17 protein-coding genes are annotated in these 17,693 nt (G+C 63.3%); 10 read left to right on the top strand and 7 right to left on the bottom strand.

What is annotated here, in order from left to right:
- Positions 1-874: 874 nt before the first annotated feature.
- Positions 875-2,098, top strand: coding sequence for a DNA-binding protein (locus ABQJ48_RS09150; RefSeq protein WP_367837492.1), 1,224 nt, complete (start codon positions 875-877; stop codon positions 2,096-2,098).
- A gap of 48 nt (positions 2,099-2,146) precedes the next feature.
- Here the strand turns inward: ABQJ48_RS09150 and ABQJ48_RS09145 are convergent, their stop codons facing one another.
- The 3 genes from ABQJ48_RS09145 to ABQJ48_RS09135 all read right to left on the bottom strand — a co-directional run bounded on the left by ABQJ48_RS09145 (position 2,147) and on the right by ABQJ48_RS09135 (position 4,492).
- Complete coding sequence (locus ABQJ48_RS09145) at positions 2,147-3,229, bottom strand: tyrosine-type recombinase/integrase (protein WP_367837491.1); 1,083 nt, start codon at positions 3,227-3,229, stop codon at positions 2,147-2,149.
- A gap of 60 nt (positions 3,230-3,289) precedes the next feature.
- Positions 3,290-3,688: a DUF2471 family protein gene (locus ABQJ48_RS09140; protein ID WP_367837489.1), complete on the bottom strand. Its 399-nt coding sequence runs from the start codon at positions 3,686-3,688 to the stop codon at positions 3,290-3,292.
- A gap of 165 nt (positions 3,689-3,853) precedes the next feature.
- Positions 3,854-4,492: a helix-turn-helix domain-containing protein gene (locus tag ABQJ48_RS09135; RefSeq protein ID WP_367837487.1), complete on the bottom strand. Its 639-nt coding sequence runs from the start codon at positions 4,490-4,492 to the stop codon at positions 3,854-3,856.
- A gap of 162 nt (positions 4,493-4,654) precedes the next feature.
- On the opposite strand from ABQJ48_RS09135, the gene ABQJ48_RS09130 reads away from it, so the two are divergent.
- Positions 4,655-5,854, top strand: coding sequence for a glycine C-acetyltransferase (locus tag ABQJ48_RS09130; protein ID WP_367837486.1), 1,200 nt, complete (start codon positions 4,655-4,657; stop codon positions 5,852-5,854).
- Between the two features lie 12 nt (positions 5,855-5,866).
- A complete protein-coding gene (gene tdh, locus ABQJ48_RS09125) occupies positions 5,867-6,898 on the top strand; it encodes an L-threonine 3-dehydrogenase (protein ID WP_367837484.1) in 1,032 nt (343 codons plus the stop codon).
- A gap of 38 nt (positions 6,899-6,936) precedes the next feature.
- Here tdh and ABQJ48_RS09120 read toward each other — a convergent pair whose 3' ends face one another.
- On the bottom strand, positions 6,937-7,587 hold the full coding sequence (locus tag ABQJ48_RS09120) for a YceI family protein (RefSeq protein WP_367837483.1): 651 nt from the start codon (positions 7,585-7,587) through the stop codon (positions 6,937-6,939).
- 107 nt (positions 7,588-7,694) lie between these two features.
- Here ABQJ48_RS09120 and ABQJ48_RS09115 point away from each other — a divergent pair, with 107 nt between their 5' ends.
- From ABQJ48_RS09115 to ABQJ48_RS09105, 3 genes are all read left to right on the top strand, one after another.
- Complete coding sequence (locus tag ABQJ48_RS09115) at positions 7,695-8,426, top strand: TetR/AcrR family transcriptional regulator (protein ID WP_367837482.1); 732 nt, start codon at positions 7,695-7,697, stop codon at positions 8,424-8,426.
- Between the two features lie 13 nt (positions 8,427-8,439).
- Entirely contained in the window at positions 8,440-8,919 is a 480-nt protein-coding gene (locus ABQJ48_RS09110; protein WP_367837480.1) for a nuclear transport factor 2 family protein, read from the top strand.
- 208 nt (positions 8,920-9,127) lie between these two features.
- Entirely contained in the window at positions 9,128-9,646 is a 519-nt protein-coding gene (locus ABQJ48_RS09105) for a hypothetical protein (protein ID WP_367837478.1), read from the top strand.
- Between the two features lie 72 nt (positions 9,647-9,718).
- On the opposite strand, the gene ABQJ48_RS09100 is transcribed toward ABQJ48_RS09105, so the two are convergent.
- A complete protein-coding gene (locus ABQJ48_RS09100) occupies positions 9,719-10,519 on the bottom strand; it encodes a YkgJ family cysteine cluster protein (RefSeq protein ID WP_367837477.1) in 801 nt (266 codons plus the stop codon).
- Between the two features lie 875 nt (positions 10,520-11,394).
- Here ABQJ48_RS09100 and ABQJ48_RS09095 point away from each other — a divergent pair.
- Positions 11,395-11,568: a hypothetical protein gene (locus ABQJ48_RS09095; RefSeq protein WP_367837475.1), complete on the top strand. Its 174-nt coding sequence runs from the start codon at positions 11,395-11,397 to the stop codon at positions 11,566-11,568.
- A 671-nt stretch (positions 11,569-12,239) separates the two neighbouring features.
- Here the strand turns inward: ABQJ48_RS09095 and ABQJ48_RS09090 are convergent.
- The gene (locus tag ABQJ48_RS09090; RefSeq protein WP_367837473.1) at positions 12,240-12,998 is read right to left on the bottom strand and encodes an SDR family oxidoreductase; all 759 of its coding nucleotides are present in this window, start codon (positions 12,996-12,998) and stop codon (positions 12,240-12,242) included.
- 101 nt (positions 12,999-13,099) lie between these two features.
- A complete protein-coding gene (locus ABQJ48_RS09085; RefSeq protein ID WP_367837471.1) occupies positions 13,100-14,062 on the bottom strand; it encodes a GlxA family transcriptional regulator in 963 nt (320 codons plus the stop codon).
- Positions 14,063-14,463: 401 nt separating this feature from the next.
- Between ABQJ48_RS09085 and ABQJ48_RS09080 the strand changes: the two genes are divergently transcribed.
- The 3 genes from ABQJ48_RS09080 (at position 14,464) to ABQJ48_RS09070 (ending at position 17,683) form a co-directional block, all read left to right on the top strand.
- A complete protein-coding gene (locus ABQJ48_RS09080) occupies positions 14,464-15,435 on the top strand; it encodes a LysR family transcriptional regulator (RefSeq protein WP_367837469.1) in 972 nt (323 codons plus the stop codon).
- A gap of 104 nt (positions 15,436-15,539) precedes the next feature.
- Entirely contained in the window at positions 15,540-16,733 is a 1,194-nt protein-coding gene (locus ABQJ48_RS09075) for a CaiB/BaiF CoA transferase family protein (RefSeq protein WP_367837467.1), read from the top strand.
- Positions 16,730-17,683, top strand: coding sequence for a hydroxymethylglutaryl-CoA lyase (locus tag ABQJ48_RS09070; protein ID WP_367837465.1), 954 nt, complete (start codon positions 16,730-16,732; stop codon positions 17,681-17,683). The genes ABQJ48_RS09075 and ABQJ48_RS09070 overlap by 4 nt, the downstream gene beginning before the upstream one ends.
- Positions 17,684-17,693 lie beyond the last annotated feature (10 nt).

The following is a 17,693-nucleotide window of genomic DNA, read 5'->3' as shown; positions in this document are numbered from 1 at the left end:
CCTCCCAACGCAAGTCCCGAATCTTCTCACCTATGTCCTGCGGGCTCCATGAGCCCTTGGCGATCGTGGGGCAGAATGCTGAGTGGAGCGCAGTCGATGTATCCCGGAAAGTCTCACCTTTCGCGGACGAATGCCCAAATTCAGGAAGAAATACCGCTCCGCCCCCGCAAATTCTCACCTTCAGTGCGCGTTTTCTCCTGTCTTGACTCACCTTTGGCATTTTCCGCATCCAAACCGGCCCATAAGTCGGCGGCCCACACCGTCCCGAAAGCCCTCACCTCCGGACCGCCCCGCTCGCGAACGGACTTTCGCGTCCCATCGGCGCTTCGCAGCCATGAACTCCTGCAAAATCTCACCTTTGGCCAAACTGTATGCAGGCAGGGTTTCCTGAACCCGCTCACGTTGCTTCCTGCACCGGCTCACCGTGGTCCCCGAACCTCATCACTCGCGCGTCCCGCAACGCCTCACCATGTCTCCCGAAAAGCTTCACCTTCCCCGCCCGAAACGCCCACCACGTAAGGCTTTGCCGTGGCGTTAACGTTTTCAACATGGTTCAAGGGTGTTTACTTTTATTACTCTCTAGCCCGCCCCCGCGAGTTGTCTGAACACAATCATTTGCCCCACGTCGCTATATCCCAGCGGCGTGAAACAGTCCCGGATTCACTGGCTAAGCGTAAAAGCTCTTTCGGAACAAGACGTTATGGGCTATTCTTCGCTTTGTTTCACGACACCGATTACCAAGCGTCGGTCAATTGACATGCTCAACGCCCAAAAGCACGCCTATGCCCCTATGCATCCGTGACACGAATAAATAGGTAGCGGACACTACGTAAATTGTTATGATCCATCCAATTCGAGCGACATCGAGGTTGACATGAATCTAGACCAGGAACGGCAAGCCATCCGTGATGAGCTTGAGGCCCTGCGCGCTCAGGGGGCGCGGCGGCAGGACTTGTCGCTGCATGCGTGCAAGAGGCTGTTCTTCGACCTCGGGATCCGCCCGTCCATGGCCGCGGTCCGTGATCTGACGCAAACCGGCAGCGCTAGCGACATCCCCAAGGACATCGACCATTTCTGGGAACGTATCCGCAGCGCGTCGCGCGTCAAGGTTGGCGCCGGCGCGATCCCGAAGGCATTGGAAGAGCGCGCCGGCGAACTGCTCGGTGCGCTGTTCGAGGAAGCCGTGGCGCATGCGCGAACGGCCCTCGACGGCGAGCGCGACGAAATGCGCGCGCAAATCGCGGCCGCGGAGCAACGCGCGCGAGACGCGGAAATCCGGCGGGAAGCCTCGGACGAAGCAGTCAAGCGCAGCGAACTGCGCGCCGAAGCCGGCTGGGAACGCGTTCGCGTGCTCGAAAACCAGTTATCCAGCGCCACCACGCATGAAAACGTCCATCAGGAAGGCTTGCAGGCAACGGTGCGGCGGCTGGATCGCGAAAACGAAGCGCTCCGTCAGCGTCTGGACGGCGAGCTCGCCACGAATGCAACACTGCGTGACCGGATCGACGCCCTACACATGGAATTGCGTCAAAGCACGGAACACTATGCGCAGCAGATAAAAGACGCGGTCGGGGAAGCCGAACGGCGCGTCAAGCCGATGCTCGTCGAACTGGACTCACTGCGCAGCATGGCAGCCACATACCAATCGGGCGTGCGCGACGCGAGTCGCAAGGAATTCGAGTTCATTCAGCAAATTGCCGCCGCCAAAGCGCGGGGTGACCGGCTCGAGGCGCAACTGCGCGAGCAATCGGACGAAGTGGACGCGCTGACGAAACAAGTCGCGGTCTTGCGCACCCAGCAAGGTATTGACCCTGCGATCGCCAGCCTGCTTTGCTCGCTGGTGGAAGCGGGCCGGCTCACGAGCGACGAATTGAACGAAGTCGGCACGGCAGCGGACGGCCATGTGTCGCTCCCGCTGCGCTGTCCAAAATGCGACGAGGGTGAGCCCGAGTTGTCGCAACTCGATCACCGTTTCGAATTGCTCTGCCCCGAGTGCGAGCACTCGTCCGGGCTCGGCCCGTCAAGGCTGGCAGCGCTCAGCCGGTTTCTTTCGCGCGACGCGGCAGCTGCGGCCCGGCAATTCGACGCAGTGCGCTAGCAGGTAAAACGTCAAAGGTGAGGAGATTCGGGACCCGGCCAGTGAGCTTCAGGGCCCACCCGCCTCCGGTTTTCTCGTCGAACGTCCGTCGGTTCGCGGCGCGTGTAATGGCGGCGCAGCCGGATCGGGCACATCTGCGGCGGGCGACTCCTGCTGGCCCACCCACGTTTGCCACGCGCGATACAAACGGTTGGCCGACACCGCTTGCATAAATCCCAGCCATTGGCCGACCTGTTCCGCCTCCACCCCGCTCTCGAACAGGTCCGCAGCAAAGGTGTTGCGCAGTGTCTGGGGACTTGCGCGAGACTTGCGCGACGCGGCGACCCCGGCGCCGTCGACCAACGCGTCAACCGCGCGCAGCATGGTGGCCTTATGCATCGGCCGCCCCGACGGCGAGGCCGGAAACACCAGATTGCCGGCGAGTTCCGCAAGACGCCGTTCGGCAAGCCACGCGTCGAGAATGGCAGTCGCGAATGGGGCGAGCCGGGTTCGGCGCGTGAGCAGCGGATTGGCCGATTCGATCGTCACCCACGGAGAACCCGCATTGACGCAACTAACCGTAAGCGCTGCAGCTTCGCCGGTTTTCAGTCCGCCGCCGAGAAACAGCGCAATTAACGCGCGATCGCGCCGCTCTCGCCAGCGCTGCGCCGCCGACAAGACCGGCAACGGAGCAAACAGCTGCGCGATCAGTGCGGTTCGTTCGGCATGCGTGAGAAAACCGGTCGGTTCATTGTCGCGCGCGTTGCGCCACGCTGCTTCGCCGTCCTGAGCAATGAAGCGTGCCGGATTGGTCGACGCGGATTCGATTTCGCGCACATGATCCAGCACCCGCTCGATCAGCCGCAAATACCTGACCCGCTGGGGCTTTTTGATCTCGAGCCCGGCGACGAATTCGGCGATCGCCTGCATCTCCACCGTGACGAGATTCTTCTGACGGGCACTGAGCCAGTCGAGGAAAAGTCCCCACTGCGCGCGGTACACGTCGGCGGAAGAACGTCTGAAATGCTGCCTGGCCAGCCACGCGTCGAAAGCGATTTGCGGGTCGCGGCGCCAGTCCTCGCGTTGCTGATCGAACAGATCCGTTGAGGGGGCGCAGCGGCTAACCGGCTCGGACAGATGAGGAGGTGACATGAGCTATTCTTCCGTTAGTTGCAGCATTGTAGGCGGCAACCTGGGAAAACGCGGCGACGTTCAGCCGCCCCACGCCTTGGAACGCTTGAACCCTTGATGCTGCGGCGCCGGCTGAGCGGCGCGGCGGGCAGCTTCTTCATAAGCGCTGACGGCAAAGGCGAACACCGCGGGCAGTGCGGTGGACGTGCCGAAATCCACGGCTTCGTCCGTTTCCGGGTAAGGCAGGTCCGAGGGACGCTGAAACAGGCCCAACAGCAATGCGTCGTGCCGACTGGCGAATCCGAGGTCGGCCAGCGCTTCCGCTTCGATGGCCTGAAGCAGGCGCCATGTGAGGGGCACCTGCTGCACGATGTAGCGCGCGGCAATGTTGCGCACGATATGTTCGAGATCGCGCGCGGCGGTTTGATAGCGCAGCGCGGCGAGAGTTTGATCGGTAGGATCGGCTTTCAGATTGTTCATTTTCGGCTCCCTCCACAGCCTCTACTGTACAAACATACAGTATCTCGCGCAACATTGGCCGAACGGCCAATTCGGCCAACAGCTAGCGCCGCGATGCGCCTCAGGTGCCCGGCGCGCACAGCGTCGCAACGCGCAGCCGCAAGCCCGAGCGAAGCAGACCGGGCCTCAACCGTGAATCACCACCAGCAGCGCTTTCGCCTCGCTCTTGCTCACATTGCGGATCGCGTGCGGTTCGTCGGCGACATAGCGGGCGGTATCAGCAGCCTTGAGCCGTTTGATCGCGCCTGCCGCCTCGATTTCGACCGATCCCTGCAGCACGGTGAGATGCTCGCGCGTGCCGGGCTCATGAGCGTTCGACACCAGTGCGCCGCCCGCCTGCAGGGTCAGTTCATACCATTCGAACTTGCCGGCCAACTCGATCGGCCCCCACACCCGCAACTGGTACCTGGCTTCATGCCCATTCAGCGTGGGTATCTCGTGCGGCCGTGACACAGCGATCGCTTCCGGGGGCTTCGGAGGCGTGAACAGCGAGTCGAGACTGACGCCCAGCGCATTGGTCAAGCGCCACGCAACCGCGATCGTCGGATTGGCCTTGTCGCGCTCGATCTCCGATAACATGGATTTCGACACGCCCGCCGCACGCGACAGATCATCGAGTGTCATGCGCCGCTCCGCGCGCAGGCGCTGAATTCGCTCGCCGACGCGCGGCGGCGCGGCACTTGCCGGCACCGAAGTTGTCTCTGACGTAAGCGCCGCGCCGGCCGCCACGCGGCGGCTACCCGAACTTGCCATTTGCTGACCCATCGTTTAGAGTTGTTCGATATACCGGATTTTAGTTCGAAAAAACGAAAAATTCCGATAAAACTGATAGCCGACTATAACAGGCCGCCTGGCCGTCGCTCGCGCCCGATCATTGACGTTAAGCTGCATGCGGCGGCCCTGTCACTCTATCCAGGAGTCCCATCCATGCGTGAGCACTACCTTGCCCATTTACGCGGCACCCTCGAACAGATCCGCGCCGACGGCTTCTACAAGAACGAGCGGGTGATCGCGAGTCCGCAGTCGGCCGACGTGCGTCTTGCCAACGGCACGGAGGTGCTCAATTTCTGCGCGAACAACTACCTCGGCCTCGCCGACGACGCCAGGCTGATCGAGGCCGCGAAGCAAGGTCTGGACAACGACGGCTTCGGGACGGCGTCGGTGCGGTTCATTTGCGGCACGCAAACCGTGCACAAGGAGCTCGAACGTGCGCTCGCGTCGTTCCTGCAAACAGACGACTGCATTCTCTACTCGAGCTGCTTCGATGCGAACGGCGGCCTGTTCGAAACGCTGCTCGACGAAAACGACGCGATCATCAGCGACGAGCTGAACCACGCGAGCATTATCGATGGCGTGCGGCTCTCGAAGGCCAAGCGCTTTCGCTATAAGAACAACGACCTCGCCGATCTCGAAGCGCGTCTGAAAGAAGCGGATGCCGCCGGCGCGCGATTCAAGCTGATCGCGACCGACGGCGTGTTCTCGATGGACGGCATCATCGCCGACCTGGCCGGCATCTGCGATCTGGCCGATCGCTACGGCGCGCTGGTCATGGTCGACGATTCGCATGCGGTGGGCTTTGTCGGCGAACACGGACGCGGCACGCCGGAGCGTTGCGGGGTGCTCTCACGCGTCGACATCATGACCGGCACGCTCGGCAAAGCGTTGGGCGGCGCATCGGGCGGCTATGTCGCCGCGCGCAAGGAAATCGTCGAGTTGCTGCGACAGCGCTCGCGTCCCTATCTTTTCTCCAACACGTTGACCCCGAGCATTGCCGCCGCGTCGCTGAAAGTGCTCGAACTGCTCGCAAGCGATGAAGGCGCGCAATTGCGGGCACGTGTGCGCGAAAACGGCGCGCACTTTCGCAGCAAGATGAGCACGCTCGGCTTCACGCTCGTGCCCGGCGAACATCCCATCATTCCTGTGATGCTCGGCGACGCACAACTCGCTTCAAAGATGGCGGACGCACTGTTGAAGGAAGGCGTCTACGTGATCGGCTTCTCGTTCCCGGTGGTGCCCAAAGGCCGCGCTCGCATTCGCACGCAAATGAGTGCCGCGCATACGCCCGAACAGATCGACCGGGCCGTCGATGCCTTCGCGCGCGTCGGCCGGCACCTCGGTGTTATCTGAAAAGAGGCGCACATGAAAGCATTGGCAAAACTCGAGCGCGCACCGGGCCTCACGCTCACCGACGTCAAACAGCCCGAAGTCGGTCACAACGACGTGATGATCCGCATTACCCGTACCGCGATTTGCGGCACCGATATCCACATCTGGAAGTGGGACGACTGGGCGCAGAAAACGATTCCGGTGCCGATGCACGTCGGCCACGAGTATGTCGGCGAGATCGTCGAGATGGGTCAGGAAGTGCGGGGCTTTGCGATTGGTGACCGCGTGTCGGGCGAAGGACACATCACCTGCGGTTTTTGCCGCAACTGCCGCGCGGGGCGCCGGCATTTGTGCCGCAATACGGTCGGCGTCGGCGTGAATCGGGAAGGCGCGTTCGCCGAATTCCTGGTGATTCCGGCCTTCAACGCGTTCAAGATTCCGCCCGAGATCTCCGACGATCTCGCGGCCATCTTCGATCCCTTCGGCAACGCGACTCATACGGCGCTTTCATTCAATCTGGTCGGCGAGGACGTCCTGATTACAGGTGCCGGACCCATCGGCATCATGGCTGTGGCAATCGCCAGACACGTCGGTGCACGCAATGTCGTGATCACCGACGTCAACGATTACCGCCTCGACCTCGCGCGCAAAATGGGCGCGACGCGCGCGGTGAACGTGTCGCGCGAATCGTTGCCCGATGTGATGAGCGAGCTGCACATGACCGAAGGCTTCGATGTCGGGCTGGAAATGTCTGGCGTGCCGAGCGCGTTCACCAGCATGCTCGAAGCGATGAACCACGGCGGCAAGATCGCGTTGCTCGGCATTCCGCCTGCGCAAACGGCGATCGACTGGACTCAGGTGATCTTCAAAGGCCTCGAAATCAAGGGCATATACGGACGCGAGATGTTCGAGACCTGGTACAAGATGGTCGCGATGCTGCAAAGCGGGCTGGATTTGTCGCCGATCCTCACGCACCATTTCAAGGTCGACGATTATCAGCAGGCATTCGCGACGATGCTTTCCGGCGAGAGCGGCAAGGTGATCCTGGACTGGACTGCTGCGTAAGCCGACATCGGCGCGCCCCACCCACGCCCGCACTGCGCTCACCCACCTGCGGGCGTTTTCACGAACTCTGCCTGAATGCGCACGTGAATCTCGTCGCCGACGGCGGGATACCACGTCGACAAACCAAACTTCGCGCGGCTCAAGCGACCGTCCGCCGAAAAACCTAGCGTATCTTTCTTCGTTAGCGGATCGGGCGCAAAGCCGTTGAACGTGACATCGAGTGTCACCGGTTGCGTGACGCCGTGAATCGTCAGATCGCCGGTCAACGTGCCCCGCGATTCGGCGGTGCGCTCGAAGCGCGTGCTCACGAAGCGAATCTCCGGATAGCGCGACACGTCGAGCAGGCTCGCGCTCTTCACCATCTTGTCCAGCAGCGGCACGTTCGTATCGATGCTGGCAGCGTCGATCGTGACCGACGCCGTGCTCTGTTCGAGACCGCCCTCGTTCCAGTCTAATTGCCCGTGCTTGCGATCGAAGCGCATCGTAAAGCGCGAGTATTTGAAATGGTCGATGTCGAACACGATGCTGGAATGGTCGGGGTCCATCTCGTAGCGGCCGGCCGGCACACGCGCTTCGTTCTGACTGACCGAATGCGTGAGCACCCGCACTGGCGTGCAGGCCATGGCTGTAAGCAGGCTCGCGCTGAGCAGCGCGCGCACCAACATGACGCGGACGGACGAGAGTTTCATGAAGTGCTTTCCGGTTGACCGATCGTCAGCACGATAGCAGCAAGCGCGCTTGGCCGTCCAAACGCAGGAAAGCTTGACGAAGGAGAACGATCGTTCTACCTTATGTCATGGCTAGCGAAACGCTCACTGAAGCCGCGACACCCGGCAACGCGCGGGAGCGTCTGCTGGACGCCGCCGAGGCGTTGATCTACGCCGGCGGCATTCATGCAACCGGTGTGGACGCGATCGTCAAGCAGTCGGGCGCCGCGCGCAAAAGCTTCTACACTCATTTCCAATCGAAAGACGCGCTCGTGGTGGCCGCGCTCGAACGGCGCGACGAGCGCTGGATGAGCTGGTTTATCGCGGGCACGCAGCGCTGCGGCAAGACTGCGCGCAAGCGTCTGCTCGGCATGTTCGAAGTACTGCGGGAATGGTTCGCGTCTGAAGATTTTCGCGGCTGCGCCTTTTTGAACGCGGCCGGCGAGATTGCCCCGGCGAACGACCCGATCCGGATCGTCGCGCGCAAACATAAGGAACGCCTGCTCCGGTTCGTGCGCAGTCAGTGCGATGCGTTCGCGGCGGAGTCAAACATGGATACGCGCCGCGCCGCGCGTTTGTCTCGCCAATGGCTGATTCTGCTCGATGGCGCAATCGCCGTCGCATTGGTGAGCGGCGAACCCGATGCCGCGCTCGACGCGCAAACTGCAGCGGGCGTCCTGCTCGACGTCGTCACGCCGGTCACCCGCGAGCGCCGCGCGAGCGCGCGCAAGGGCACCACCGCTGCGGCAAGCGCGAGCACAAGCAAGCCCACCAGCGCTTGCGCAAACAAACGAGCGCCAACCCGGCGCACCGCAACCTGACTGAGGAGCCATGATGTCCGACATCATCGAAACCCGCCCGCCGCTGCCGCCGTTCACCCGCGAAACCGCGATCCAGAAAGTGCGCGCCGCGGAAGATGGCTGGAATACCCGTGACCCCGAGCGCGTATCGCTCGCGTACACACCCGATAGCATCTGGCGTAATCGGGTCGAGTTCGTGCAGGGCCGGGCGGAGATCGTCGGCCTGCTGCGCCGCAAGTGGGCGAAAGAGCTCGATTATCGGCTGATCAAGGAACTGTGGGCATTTACCGATAACCGCATCGCCGTGCGTTTCGCGTACGAGTGGCACGACGATTCCAACAACTGGTTTCGCTCGTACGGCAACGAGAATTGGGAGTTCGATGACCGTGGGCTGATGGCGCACCGTCACGCCTCTATCAACGATCTGCCGATCCGGGAGGCCGATCGCCTGTATCGCTGGCCGCTCGGCCGCCGCCCCGACGATCATCCGGGGCTGTCGGACCTGGGGCTTTAAATCTTCTTCGAAGATGGCCGCGGTGCATGCGCATGCCTTCACCGCTTTGCCATCGGTTCTCCGTTATTGTTGTGGCTTCGTTGGGTGCTGTTCGTGCGCCCCAGCGCATCGTTGACATTGCGTATGCCGGTTGCGGTACAGTGCGCGACGGGCGGCGCACTCATTGCCATAGGAAAGACACCGGCGCTGCAGAGGTGACGGAGAGAACATGCATTTTCGGCAGATCAAGAAGAACATCCGGCGTGCTGCAGTGGCGCTCGTCGCGAGTCTCGCGGCGGCGTCCGCCGCGCACGCGGGCAACTGGTGCGAGGGCGGCATATGGGTCGATGCCATGCTCGGCTCGTACCACATCAACCCCGATCCGAATACCGATTTCGAACAGTTCAACCCGGGCCTGGGCGTCGAATGCTGGCTGAACAACCAATGGGCGCTCACGGCCGGGGGGTTTCGCAACTCGTTGCGCCGGCCTTCGTACTATGGCGGCGGCGTCTGGGCGCCGGAGTTCACGCACTGGGGCATCGTGCGGATTGCGGCGATCGCCGGCATTATCTCTGGCTATAACTACGGAAACTGGGGCTTAGGCCACAATCACACGATCGGTCCGGTGGTCGCGCCGATCGTGATGGTCGAATACAAGCGCGTCGGCGCGAACTTCATCGTGATCCCGCCGATTCCATCAGACAACCTGCCTTTTACGATCGGGTTTCAGTTGAAGGTCAAATTCTGAGCGACATGCCGGTTCGCAAACCTCGTCGGCTCGCTGGCCTGAGACATGACATTCACGCCCCGAACTTGCCCTTCAGTGAGCGATCGTGCCGTGGCCACCGTTTTCCGCGACATCGTCCGGGAAAAAGCCCAGGAAGGCGGCTGCCTCTGCTTGCCAGGCGGACGTTCTCGATACCACGGCATCAACTGAACTCAAGACCTTGGCCGTCGCATTTCGATTTGAAACGAATTGCCACGAACCTGGCGTCGCCTCCGTAGCCATTTGCGCCCCTTCAAGAGCGCTTAGCAGACTGGACTGCTCTGGCGTGTGCACAACGAACCCCTCGTCGCTCAGGGCCGCACGGTTTATTCCGAGCTTTTCGCAAAGGGAAGCTTTTGCCCAGACATCGGCAGCATCCGTGTTGCGCGACTGGGCCGCTAGCGCGGCGATTCGCGCGTCGACGATTTGTCCTTGCCGCAACAGTGGGGAGCTCGCGCTCGTCCATGCCTCGGGTGGACATGCCTTCTGCGCTGGGTCCATGGAAATGAAAGGGCTGATTTCGGCAGGATAGATCCGGCATACCAGAGGCCGGCTCTCGTAGGCTCCGCATCGCATGTCTTCCAGAAGGTTCGGACATGGGCCGTCGAATGCCGCAACGATGATGACCACCACCCGTATCGGCAATGAACCGCTTACAGCGGGAAACGAGCGCCGGCGTTTGTGTGCGGCTACCAGGTCGTCCTCCGGCGGCGCTTCGGGCCACGGGATCGCTTCGACAAATAGTTGAACGTGATGGCCTGCCCTGAGCCACGCGATTGCTTCAGATACCGTCAGCGGCAACCGAAGGTTGTGACAACATTTGCCGCACATCGTACAGTCGAAGTTCATATCCATCCATCAAGCTCCTTAGGTCCATCAGTCTCCCCATGTCGGATCGGATGGCTCGGACGCTGTCGCGCTATCCAACGGGGCATGATGTCGGGCTTAGTCGCGACAGCAGCGAAAACCTGACAGTGCCTTCAAAAAAAAATCTTGTGCGGTGCCGATTTCGTCACAGCCAGCACGCGGATCGACTGCTCGCCGTGCTGCTCAAAGCCCGTGCGCTTACTTTGCGCACGTGAAACGCGCTCACATCGGCGCGACGAATTCACGAAGCTTGTCGAGTCAACCGAGCTGTTCGCCGACCATCGCGATGAGCGGCGCTCCAACGTTCACGCTACACCTCGGACTGCATTCGACCGCTTTCTATAACTGCCGCAACGGGCAACGTTGCCCAACGGTGAGAATTTCCAGGAGATGACGGCCTCGCGCCCAACGGTGAGCGTTCCCAGGAGACGTTCCCACTGCGCGCAAAAGGTGAGGAGTTCCAGGAGATGTCTCGCGAGCGAAATGCGGAAACTGGGTGACAATGCGCGACCACCGCTGCGCATCGCGCGGACCGCTCGCCTCTACGACCGGCGCGCGATAGCCGAGGCTAAAGTCAACGGGCCAGAAGTGCTTGGCAACTGAACAGACCTTCGCTTCTCGCCGCGCAGCAGGTCGAGAACTCGCTCGCCAGCGGGCCCGACTGCCCCCGGGGCTTACCCGCGCGCGGTGGTGCGCTCGCGCAGAACAACGACGGACCGGCGGTCGCGCTCGGCGCGGCGTTGGGTCACGACCCCCGCCGCCACTGCACCAACTCGACGACGAGTGCCTATGCGCCGGGGTCCGTGCCGCTGTGCTGTCGCTGCTGCCTACGCATCGCTCTCTCACGATCCAGGCGGCTCGACGTGATCGGCGACACTCTCGCGGTCAGCGAAGAGAAGCTGCAGCGTCTCATCCAGAACTCGGCCAAAACGGCCGGCGACAAAGCATGGATCGCGAAGCCATTCGAGCGCGATGCGGTGCTGGAAATGTTCGGTAAGCCTGTGAACCAAACGGAGCAAGCGCGGCGAGGCTGTTGAACGGTGAGCGTTTTCGGGAGCGGCGCGCGAGGCTTGTCAAAGTCCGTTTGACTGACTGCGGTCGTTATGAAAAGCCCTTGATTTTGGGGGTAAATTGCTCGACGCCACGAGCGCAGCCGGGTCTGGAATGCAGTCTGTTCGCGCAAAGGTGAGGGTATTCGGGAGCGTGGTTGCGACCCGCGATACGTGAGCACGCACGCTGCGTTGCGCCTCACCCTTCACCCTCTTGCGATGTTCCGGCAGCGAACTCGCTGAACAGTGCCGAAGACGTTGAGGGCGCGTCAACGCATCGTTGCTTATGCTATGCAAGCCCGCGTACCTATGCGCTAATCGCTCACCTGGTTCAACGCATCATCAGCGAAACACGGCGCACGCCCGCGAGTTGCGCGATGGCGCCGCGCTACGGCAGCCGCGCGCTTTCTACAACGCGCAAACGCCGCGACCTCTTACCTGGTTATGCAGACTACCCGGCCCGCGCCAAAGGTGAGCGTTTGCGGGAGGAGCGTATTTCGACCCCTCCGTGCCACGCCCAGCATGTCTTTGCGCTGTGCCCCCAACCGCGAAAGGTGAGGGTTTTCGGGAGTAATCCGACGGACCCTGGCACCGGGCCCGCACCGCTTCGCGTCAAAGGTGAGGTTTTTCGGGAGCCGCCGACAGCGCCTGGACGACCATCACACCGGCTTTGCGATCTCGCGAATGTCGGCCACCGGCGTCTGCCCGAACGCATCGCCAAGCGCGTAGTCGACCACTTGAGCGGCGCATTGTTCCGGCGACCACAACTGCCCGTTGCGCTTGAGGTCTTCAAACTTCGCGCGCATCGGGAACTGCGCTTCGCCGCTGCCGCGAATCTCCGCCTGCATGTCCGTATCGATCACGCCAGGTGCGAGACTACAGATACGCAGCGCGCGATTCGCGTCGAGCGAAACGGCACGCGCATGATGATCGAGCGCGGCCTTGGTCGCGCAGTAGATGCTCCAGCCAGCGTACGCATTGCGGGCCGCGCCGCTCGAAATGTGCACGATGCGCCGGTCGCTCGCATCGGCCGCGGCGCTCGCAAGCGCGCTTGCGAGCATCAGCGGCGTGGCCACGTTCAGGCCCACCGCACTCGCGATAGCCGCCGCGTCCTGCCCTTCGATCGGACCGATGGGCTGCACCATCCCCGCGTTGTTGAACAGTACGACCGTTTGCACGCCGCTGACGAACGAGCGCAGCGCACCGGTCGCGATCCATTGCGCGACGCGCGCGGGCTCGGCCAGTTGGAGTTCGATTTCTTCGAGCTGCGTCGGGAAAAGCGTGGCGAGCGTGGGATGGCGCGAGCGCGACAAGCCCAGCACCGCGACGTTGCGCGCAAGCAGTTGTTCGGCGAGCGCCGCGCCCAGGCCGCGCGTGTGGCCGGTGACGATCGCGCGAATCGGAGCAGTGGAAGTCATGTCGGTCCTCGTGTAGGTTGGCTTGCAAAGGTCATGATTTTCGCACGCAGCGTTTGATGCCTGCAGCGGCGCGCTCCGACAGCTTTGCTTGCGAGCCGCTTTCAGGCCGAGCGAAAGCGCTCGCGATACTGCATCGGCGTCACCCCGATGCGCTTGCTGAACACGATGCGCATGCGGTCCGCTGTGCCGAAGCCGCAGTCGTATGCAATCGCCTTGAGGGCCGCGCCACTGCTTTCCAGCAGCTTGCGCGCCGCATCGACGCGCGCCCGCTCGACGAACTCGTGCGGGGTCACGCCGGTCTCCTGTACGAACACGCGCGCAAAGTTCCGTGCGCTCATGCCCGCGACATCGGCCAGTTGCTTCACGGTGAAGCTCTCGCCAATCCGTTCCATGACGTGCGCCTGGACGCGCGCGACCGGCGAGGCGTCGTCGGCGGGCGCGGTGAGGTAGGGGCTGAACTGTGACTGGCCGCCCTGGCGCTGCGCGAACACCACCAGGCGTTTGGCGACGGCGAGCGCGATGTGCGTACCGTGATCCTGCGCGACCAGCGCGAGCGACAGATCGATGCCGGCCGTCACGCCCGCCGACGTGACAAGCGGCCCGTCACGCAGATAGATGCGATCGAAATCGACGCGCGCGTCGGGAAACTGCGCGGCCAGTTGAGCCGCATGCTGCCAGTGCGTCGTGACGTTGCGTGCGTCCAGCAAGCCGGCGTGACCGAGCGCGAACGCGCCGGTGCAGATCGAGCCGTAGCGGTCGCAGCACGCGGCCACGTTCCTCAGCCAGTCGAGCAGGCGCGCATCGGGCGACTGATTGTCGGGCAGCGTGGGGCCGCCCGCGACCAGCGCGAGATCGACCGGCTCGCGCGCGTCGCCGAACGTGGCATCGGCGATCAGCGTCATACCGTTCGACGCACGTAGCGGCGCCAGGTCCATGCTGAGCAGTTTCACTTCATAATGCTGCTCGCGAGCAATGAACTGGTTGGCTTCGGAGAAGACATCGACGGGACCGGCGACATCGAGCGCTTGCACGCCGGGGAAGATCGCGATCGCGACAGTGGGCATCGAAATACTTCCTTTCACGAGGGCGGAATCGGCGCGTAGCGGCAGTCAACGTGGTGCGATCGCCTTGCGCGGCCTGTTGCCCAATACTGCAGTTGATCGGACGCGCGGCCCGCTTCGCATCGAACGCCCGCAACCAGCATACCAAACGCGCTCTGAAGTCGCGAGGATAGCGCATGCAGTTCATTCGAATCCGTCACTGGAGCACGTCTCATGACCACCATCGCAGGCATTCGGATTGAAGGCGGATGTGCTGGCGCTGAAGGACCCGCATCGCTTTGGCGAGAACTTCTGCACGATGATTCTCGACTCCTCGTGAAAGGACTGACCGATCGGCAGGGCGCCGCCCCATCCCGCGCATCTGGCCTCAGAATAGCCGGGTCGCAAACCACGCTGCGCCCGCTATGGTAATCAAAAACCTTCTCCGAAGGCTCGACCTCACCACGCTGCAGCTTTTTCTCGCCGTCTATGAAGAAGGCACGCTCACGCGTGCGGCCGAGCGTGAGGCGATTGCCGTGTCGGCCGCGAGCAAGCGTCTGCTCGAACTCGAACAGGCGGTCGGCGCCACGCTTTTCCAGCGCAACGCGCGCGGCATGACGCTGACGCCGGCCGGCGAAACGTTGCTGCATCACGCGCGCCGCGTGATGCGCGACATCGAGAACATCGGCATCGAACTGGCCGGCCATGCGAGCGGCGTGCGCGGCTACGTGCGGATGATGGCCAATCTGTCGGCGATCGTCGAATTTCTGCCCGAAGACTTACGCGCGTTCCAGTTGCAGCACGAGCGTGTCAAGCTCGACCTCGAAGAGCGTCCTAGCGGCGGCGTGGTGCAAGCCGTCGACGACAGCCTCGTCGATTTGGGCATCTGTTCCGGCGACGCCGACACGCATGAGTTGCACGTCGTGCATTATCGGCACGATTCGCTGGTGGTCGTGATGCGCGACGATCATCCATTGGCGCGGCGCGCGAGTATCGCCTTTGCCGAAACGCTGGACGGCGATCATGTCGGCCTGCACGCTGCCAGCTCGATCAACGCCCGCACCCATCTGGCCGCGCGCCAGGCCGGCAAGCCGTTGCGCTTGCGCATCCACGTGCCGGGGTTCGACGCCGTGTGCCGGATGGTGCAGGCCGGCATGGGCGTCGGCGTGTTGCCGCTCAAGGTGTTCGAACTGATGGGTGCGCCGCTCGGCCTGGTCGGCACACCGCTCGACGACGACTGGTCCGCACGCAGCCTGGTGCTGGTGGTGCGCGATGTCGATGCGCTTTCGCCGGTGAGCCGCCTGCTGTTCGACCATTTGCGCTCGGTCGAAGCAGCGGACGCCACCAGCGCCACCAACGCATCCCCCAAAGCCCCGCCTGCCGCCGCCACGCCCTGAGCGTTCGCGGTTGGCGAACGGTCGTTGGCGAATTGCGGTTGGACGCCGCCAGCGCGCCGCTCCTAAGCTGTCTCCCAATACGAACCCGCTTCGGAGACAGCATCATGGGTGGACCCCTTCAGGGTATTCGCGTCGTCGAGATCGGAACCCTCATCGCCGCGCCCTTTGCCGCGCGCCTCATGGCCGAGTTCGGCGCCGACGTGATCAAGATCGAAGCGCCCGAGACCGGCGATCCCCTTCGCAAATGGCGCAAGCTGCATGAAGGCACCTCGCTCTGGTGGTATCTGCAGTCGCGCAACAAGAAGTCCGTGTGCGTGAATCTGAAGTCCGCGGACGGCGTCGAGATCGTCAAGCGGCTCGCCGCCGAAGCGGACGTGGTGATCGAGAATCTGCGGCCCGGTGCGCTCGAAAAACTCGGCCTTGGCTGGGACGTGCTGCACGCGATCAACCCGAAACTGACGATGGTCCGCATCTCCGGCTACGGCCAGTCCGGTCCGTATCGCGACCGGCCGGGCTTCGGCGCGATCGGCGAAGCGATGGGCGGGATCCGCTATACGACGGGCGATGTCGACGGCGCGCCGGCGCGCGTGGGCGTGAGTCTCGGCGATTCGCTCGCTTCGCTGCACGGCGTGATCGGCGCGCTGATGTCGCTGCTGCGCGTGAAGACGGGCCAGGGAGAAGGCCAGGTGGTGGACGTGTCGCTCGTTGAGAGCGTGTTCAATCTGATGGAAAGTCTCGTGCCGGAATACGATCTGCTCGGCCATGTGCGCGAGCGCAGCGGCGGGGCATTGCCGGGCATTGCGCCGTCGAACACCTATCGCACCGAAGACGACGGCTATGTCGTGATCGCGGGCAACAGCGATCCGATCTTCAAGCGCCTCATGGTGCTGATCGGCCGCCCCGATCTCGCCGACGATCCCGCGCTCGCGCACAACGACGGCCGCGTCAGGCAATGCGGGCTGCTCGATCAGGCGATCGGCGCGTGGACCTCGCATCACGCAATCGACGACGTGCTGGCTGCGCTCGAACAAGCCGAAGTGCCGGCGGGCCGCATCTATTCGGTAGCCGACATCGTTGCCGATCCGCACTACGAGGCGCGCGACATGTTGCTGCAGACGCAATTGCCGGGCGGCGCTTCGGTGAAGATGCCGGGCATCGTGCCGAAGCTGTCGGACACGCCGGGCGAAGTGCGCTGGCAAGGGCCGTCGCTCGGCGAGCACACCGGCAGCGTGCTTGCCGAACTGGGCTTCGCCGACGCAGAGATCGAGCGGCTGCGCCGCGAAGGAGCCGTGCAATGAGCGCCAACGTCAACGCGACGCAATTCCACAAACTGATCGTGCAGGAAGTGTCGCCGCGCGACGGCTTGCAGATCGAGCCTACGTGGGTCGAGACCACCGACAAGATTGAACTGGTCGACGCGCTATCCACCGCGGGATTCACGCGCATCGAGGCCGGCTCGTTCGTCTCGCCCAAAGCGATTCCGGCGTTGCGCGACAGCGAGGCCGTGTTCCGGCAGATCGAGCGGCGTCCCGGCGTGATCTACGTCGCGCTGGTGCCGAACCTCAAGGGCGCCGAGCGCGCGCTCGCCGCGCACGCCGACGAGCTGAACCTCGTGATGTCCGCGAGCCAGACTCATAACCGCGCCAACATGCGCATGAGTTGCGAGTCGTCTCTGCTGGCGTTCGACGATATCGTGCGGCACGTCATGGGTTCAGGCGTGCTGCTGAACGCGACGGTGGCGACCGCATTCGGCTGTCCGTTCGAAGGACGGATCGACGAAGACCGCGTGCTCGGCATTGTCGATACATATCGCGAGATGGGCATCGAGGGCATCACGCTCGCCGACACCACCGGCATGGCCAACCCTCGCCAGGTGACGCGGCTCGTGACCCGCGTACTCGAACGGCTGCCCGCCGGGGCGCTCACGCTGCACTTTCACAATACGCGCGGGCTCGGCCTCGCCAACGTGCTGGCCGCATACGAAGCCGGCGCGCGGCGCTTCGATGCGGCGCTCGGCGGCCTGGGCGGCTGCCCGTTCGCGCCGGGCGCGTCCGGCAACATCTGCACGGAAGATCTCGTGAATCTTTGCGACGAGATGGGCATCCCGACCGCGATCGATCTGGAAAAGCTGCTCGCGCTGTCGCGCGGCTTGCCGGGTTTGCTCGGCCACGAGGTGCCGGGACAAGTCGCGAAGGCGGGCCGCAATCGCGACCTGCATCCGGTGCCCGAATACGTTCAACTGATTTGACCATCCCCAA

The sequence above is a fragment of the Paraburkholderia suaedae genome (assembly GCF_040812055.1).
Classification (GTDB): Bacteria; Pseudomonadota; Gammaproteobacteria; order Burkholderiales; family Burkholderiaceae; genus Paraburkholderia.
This window is presented reverse-complemented; position numbering and strand designations above follow the sequence as displayed.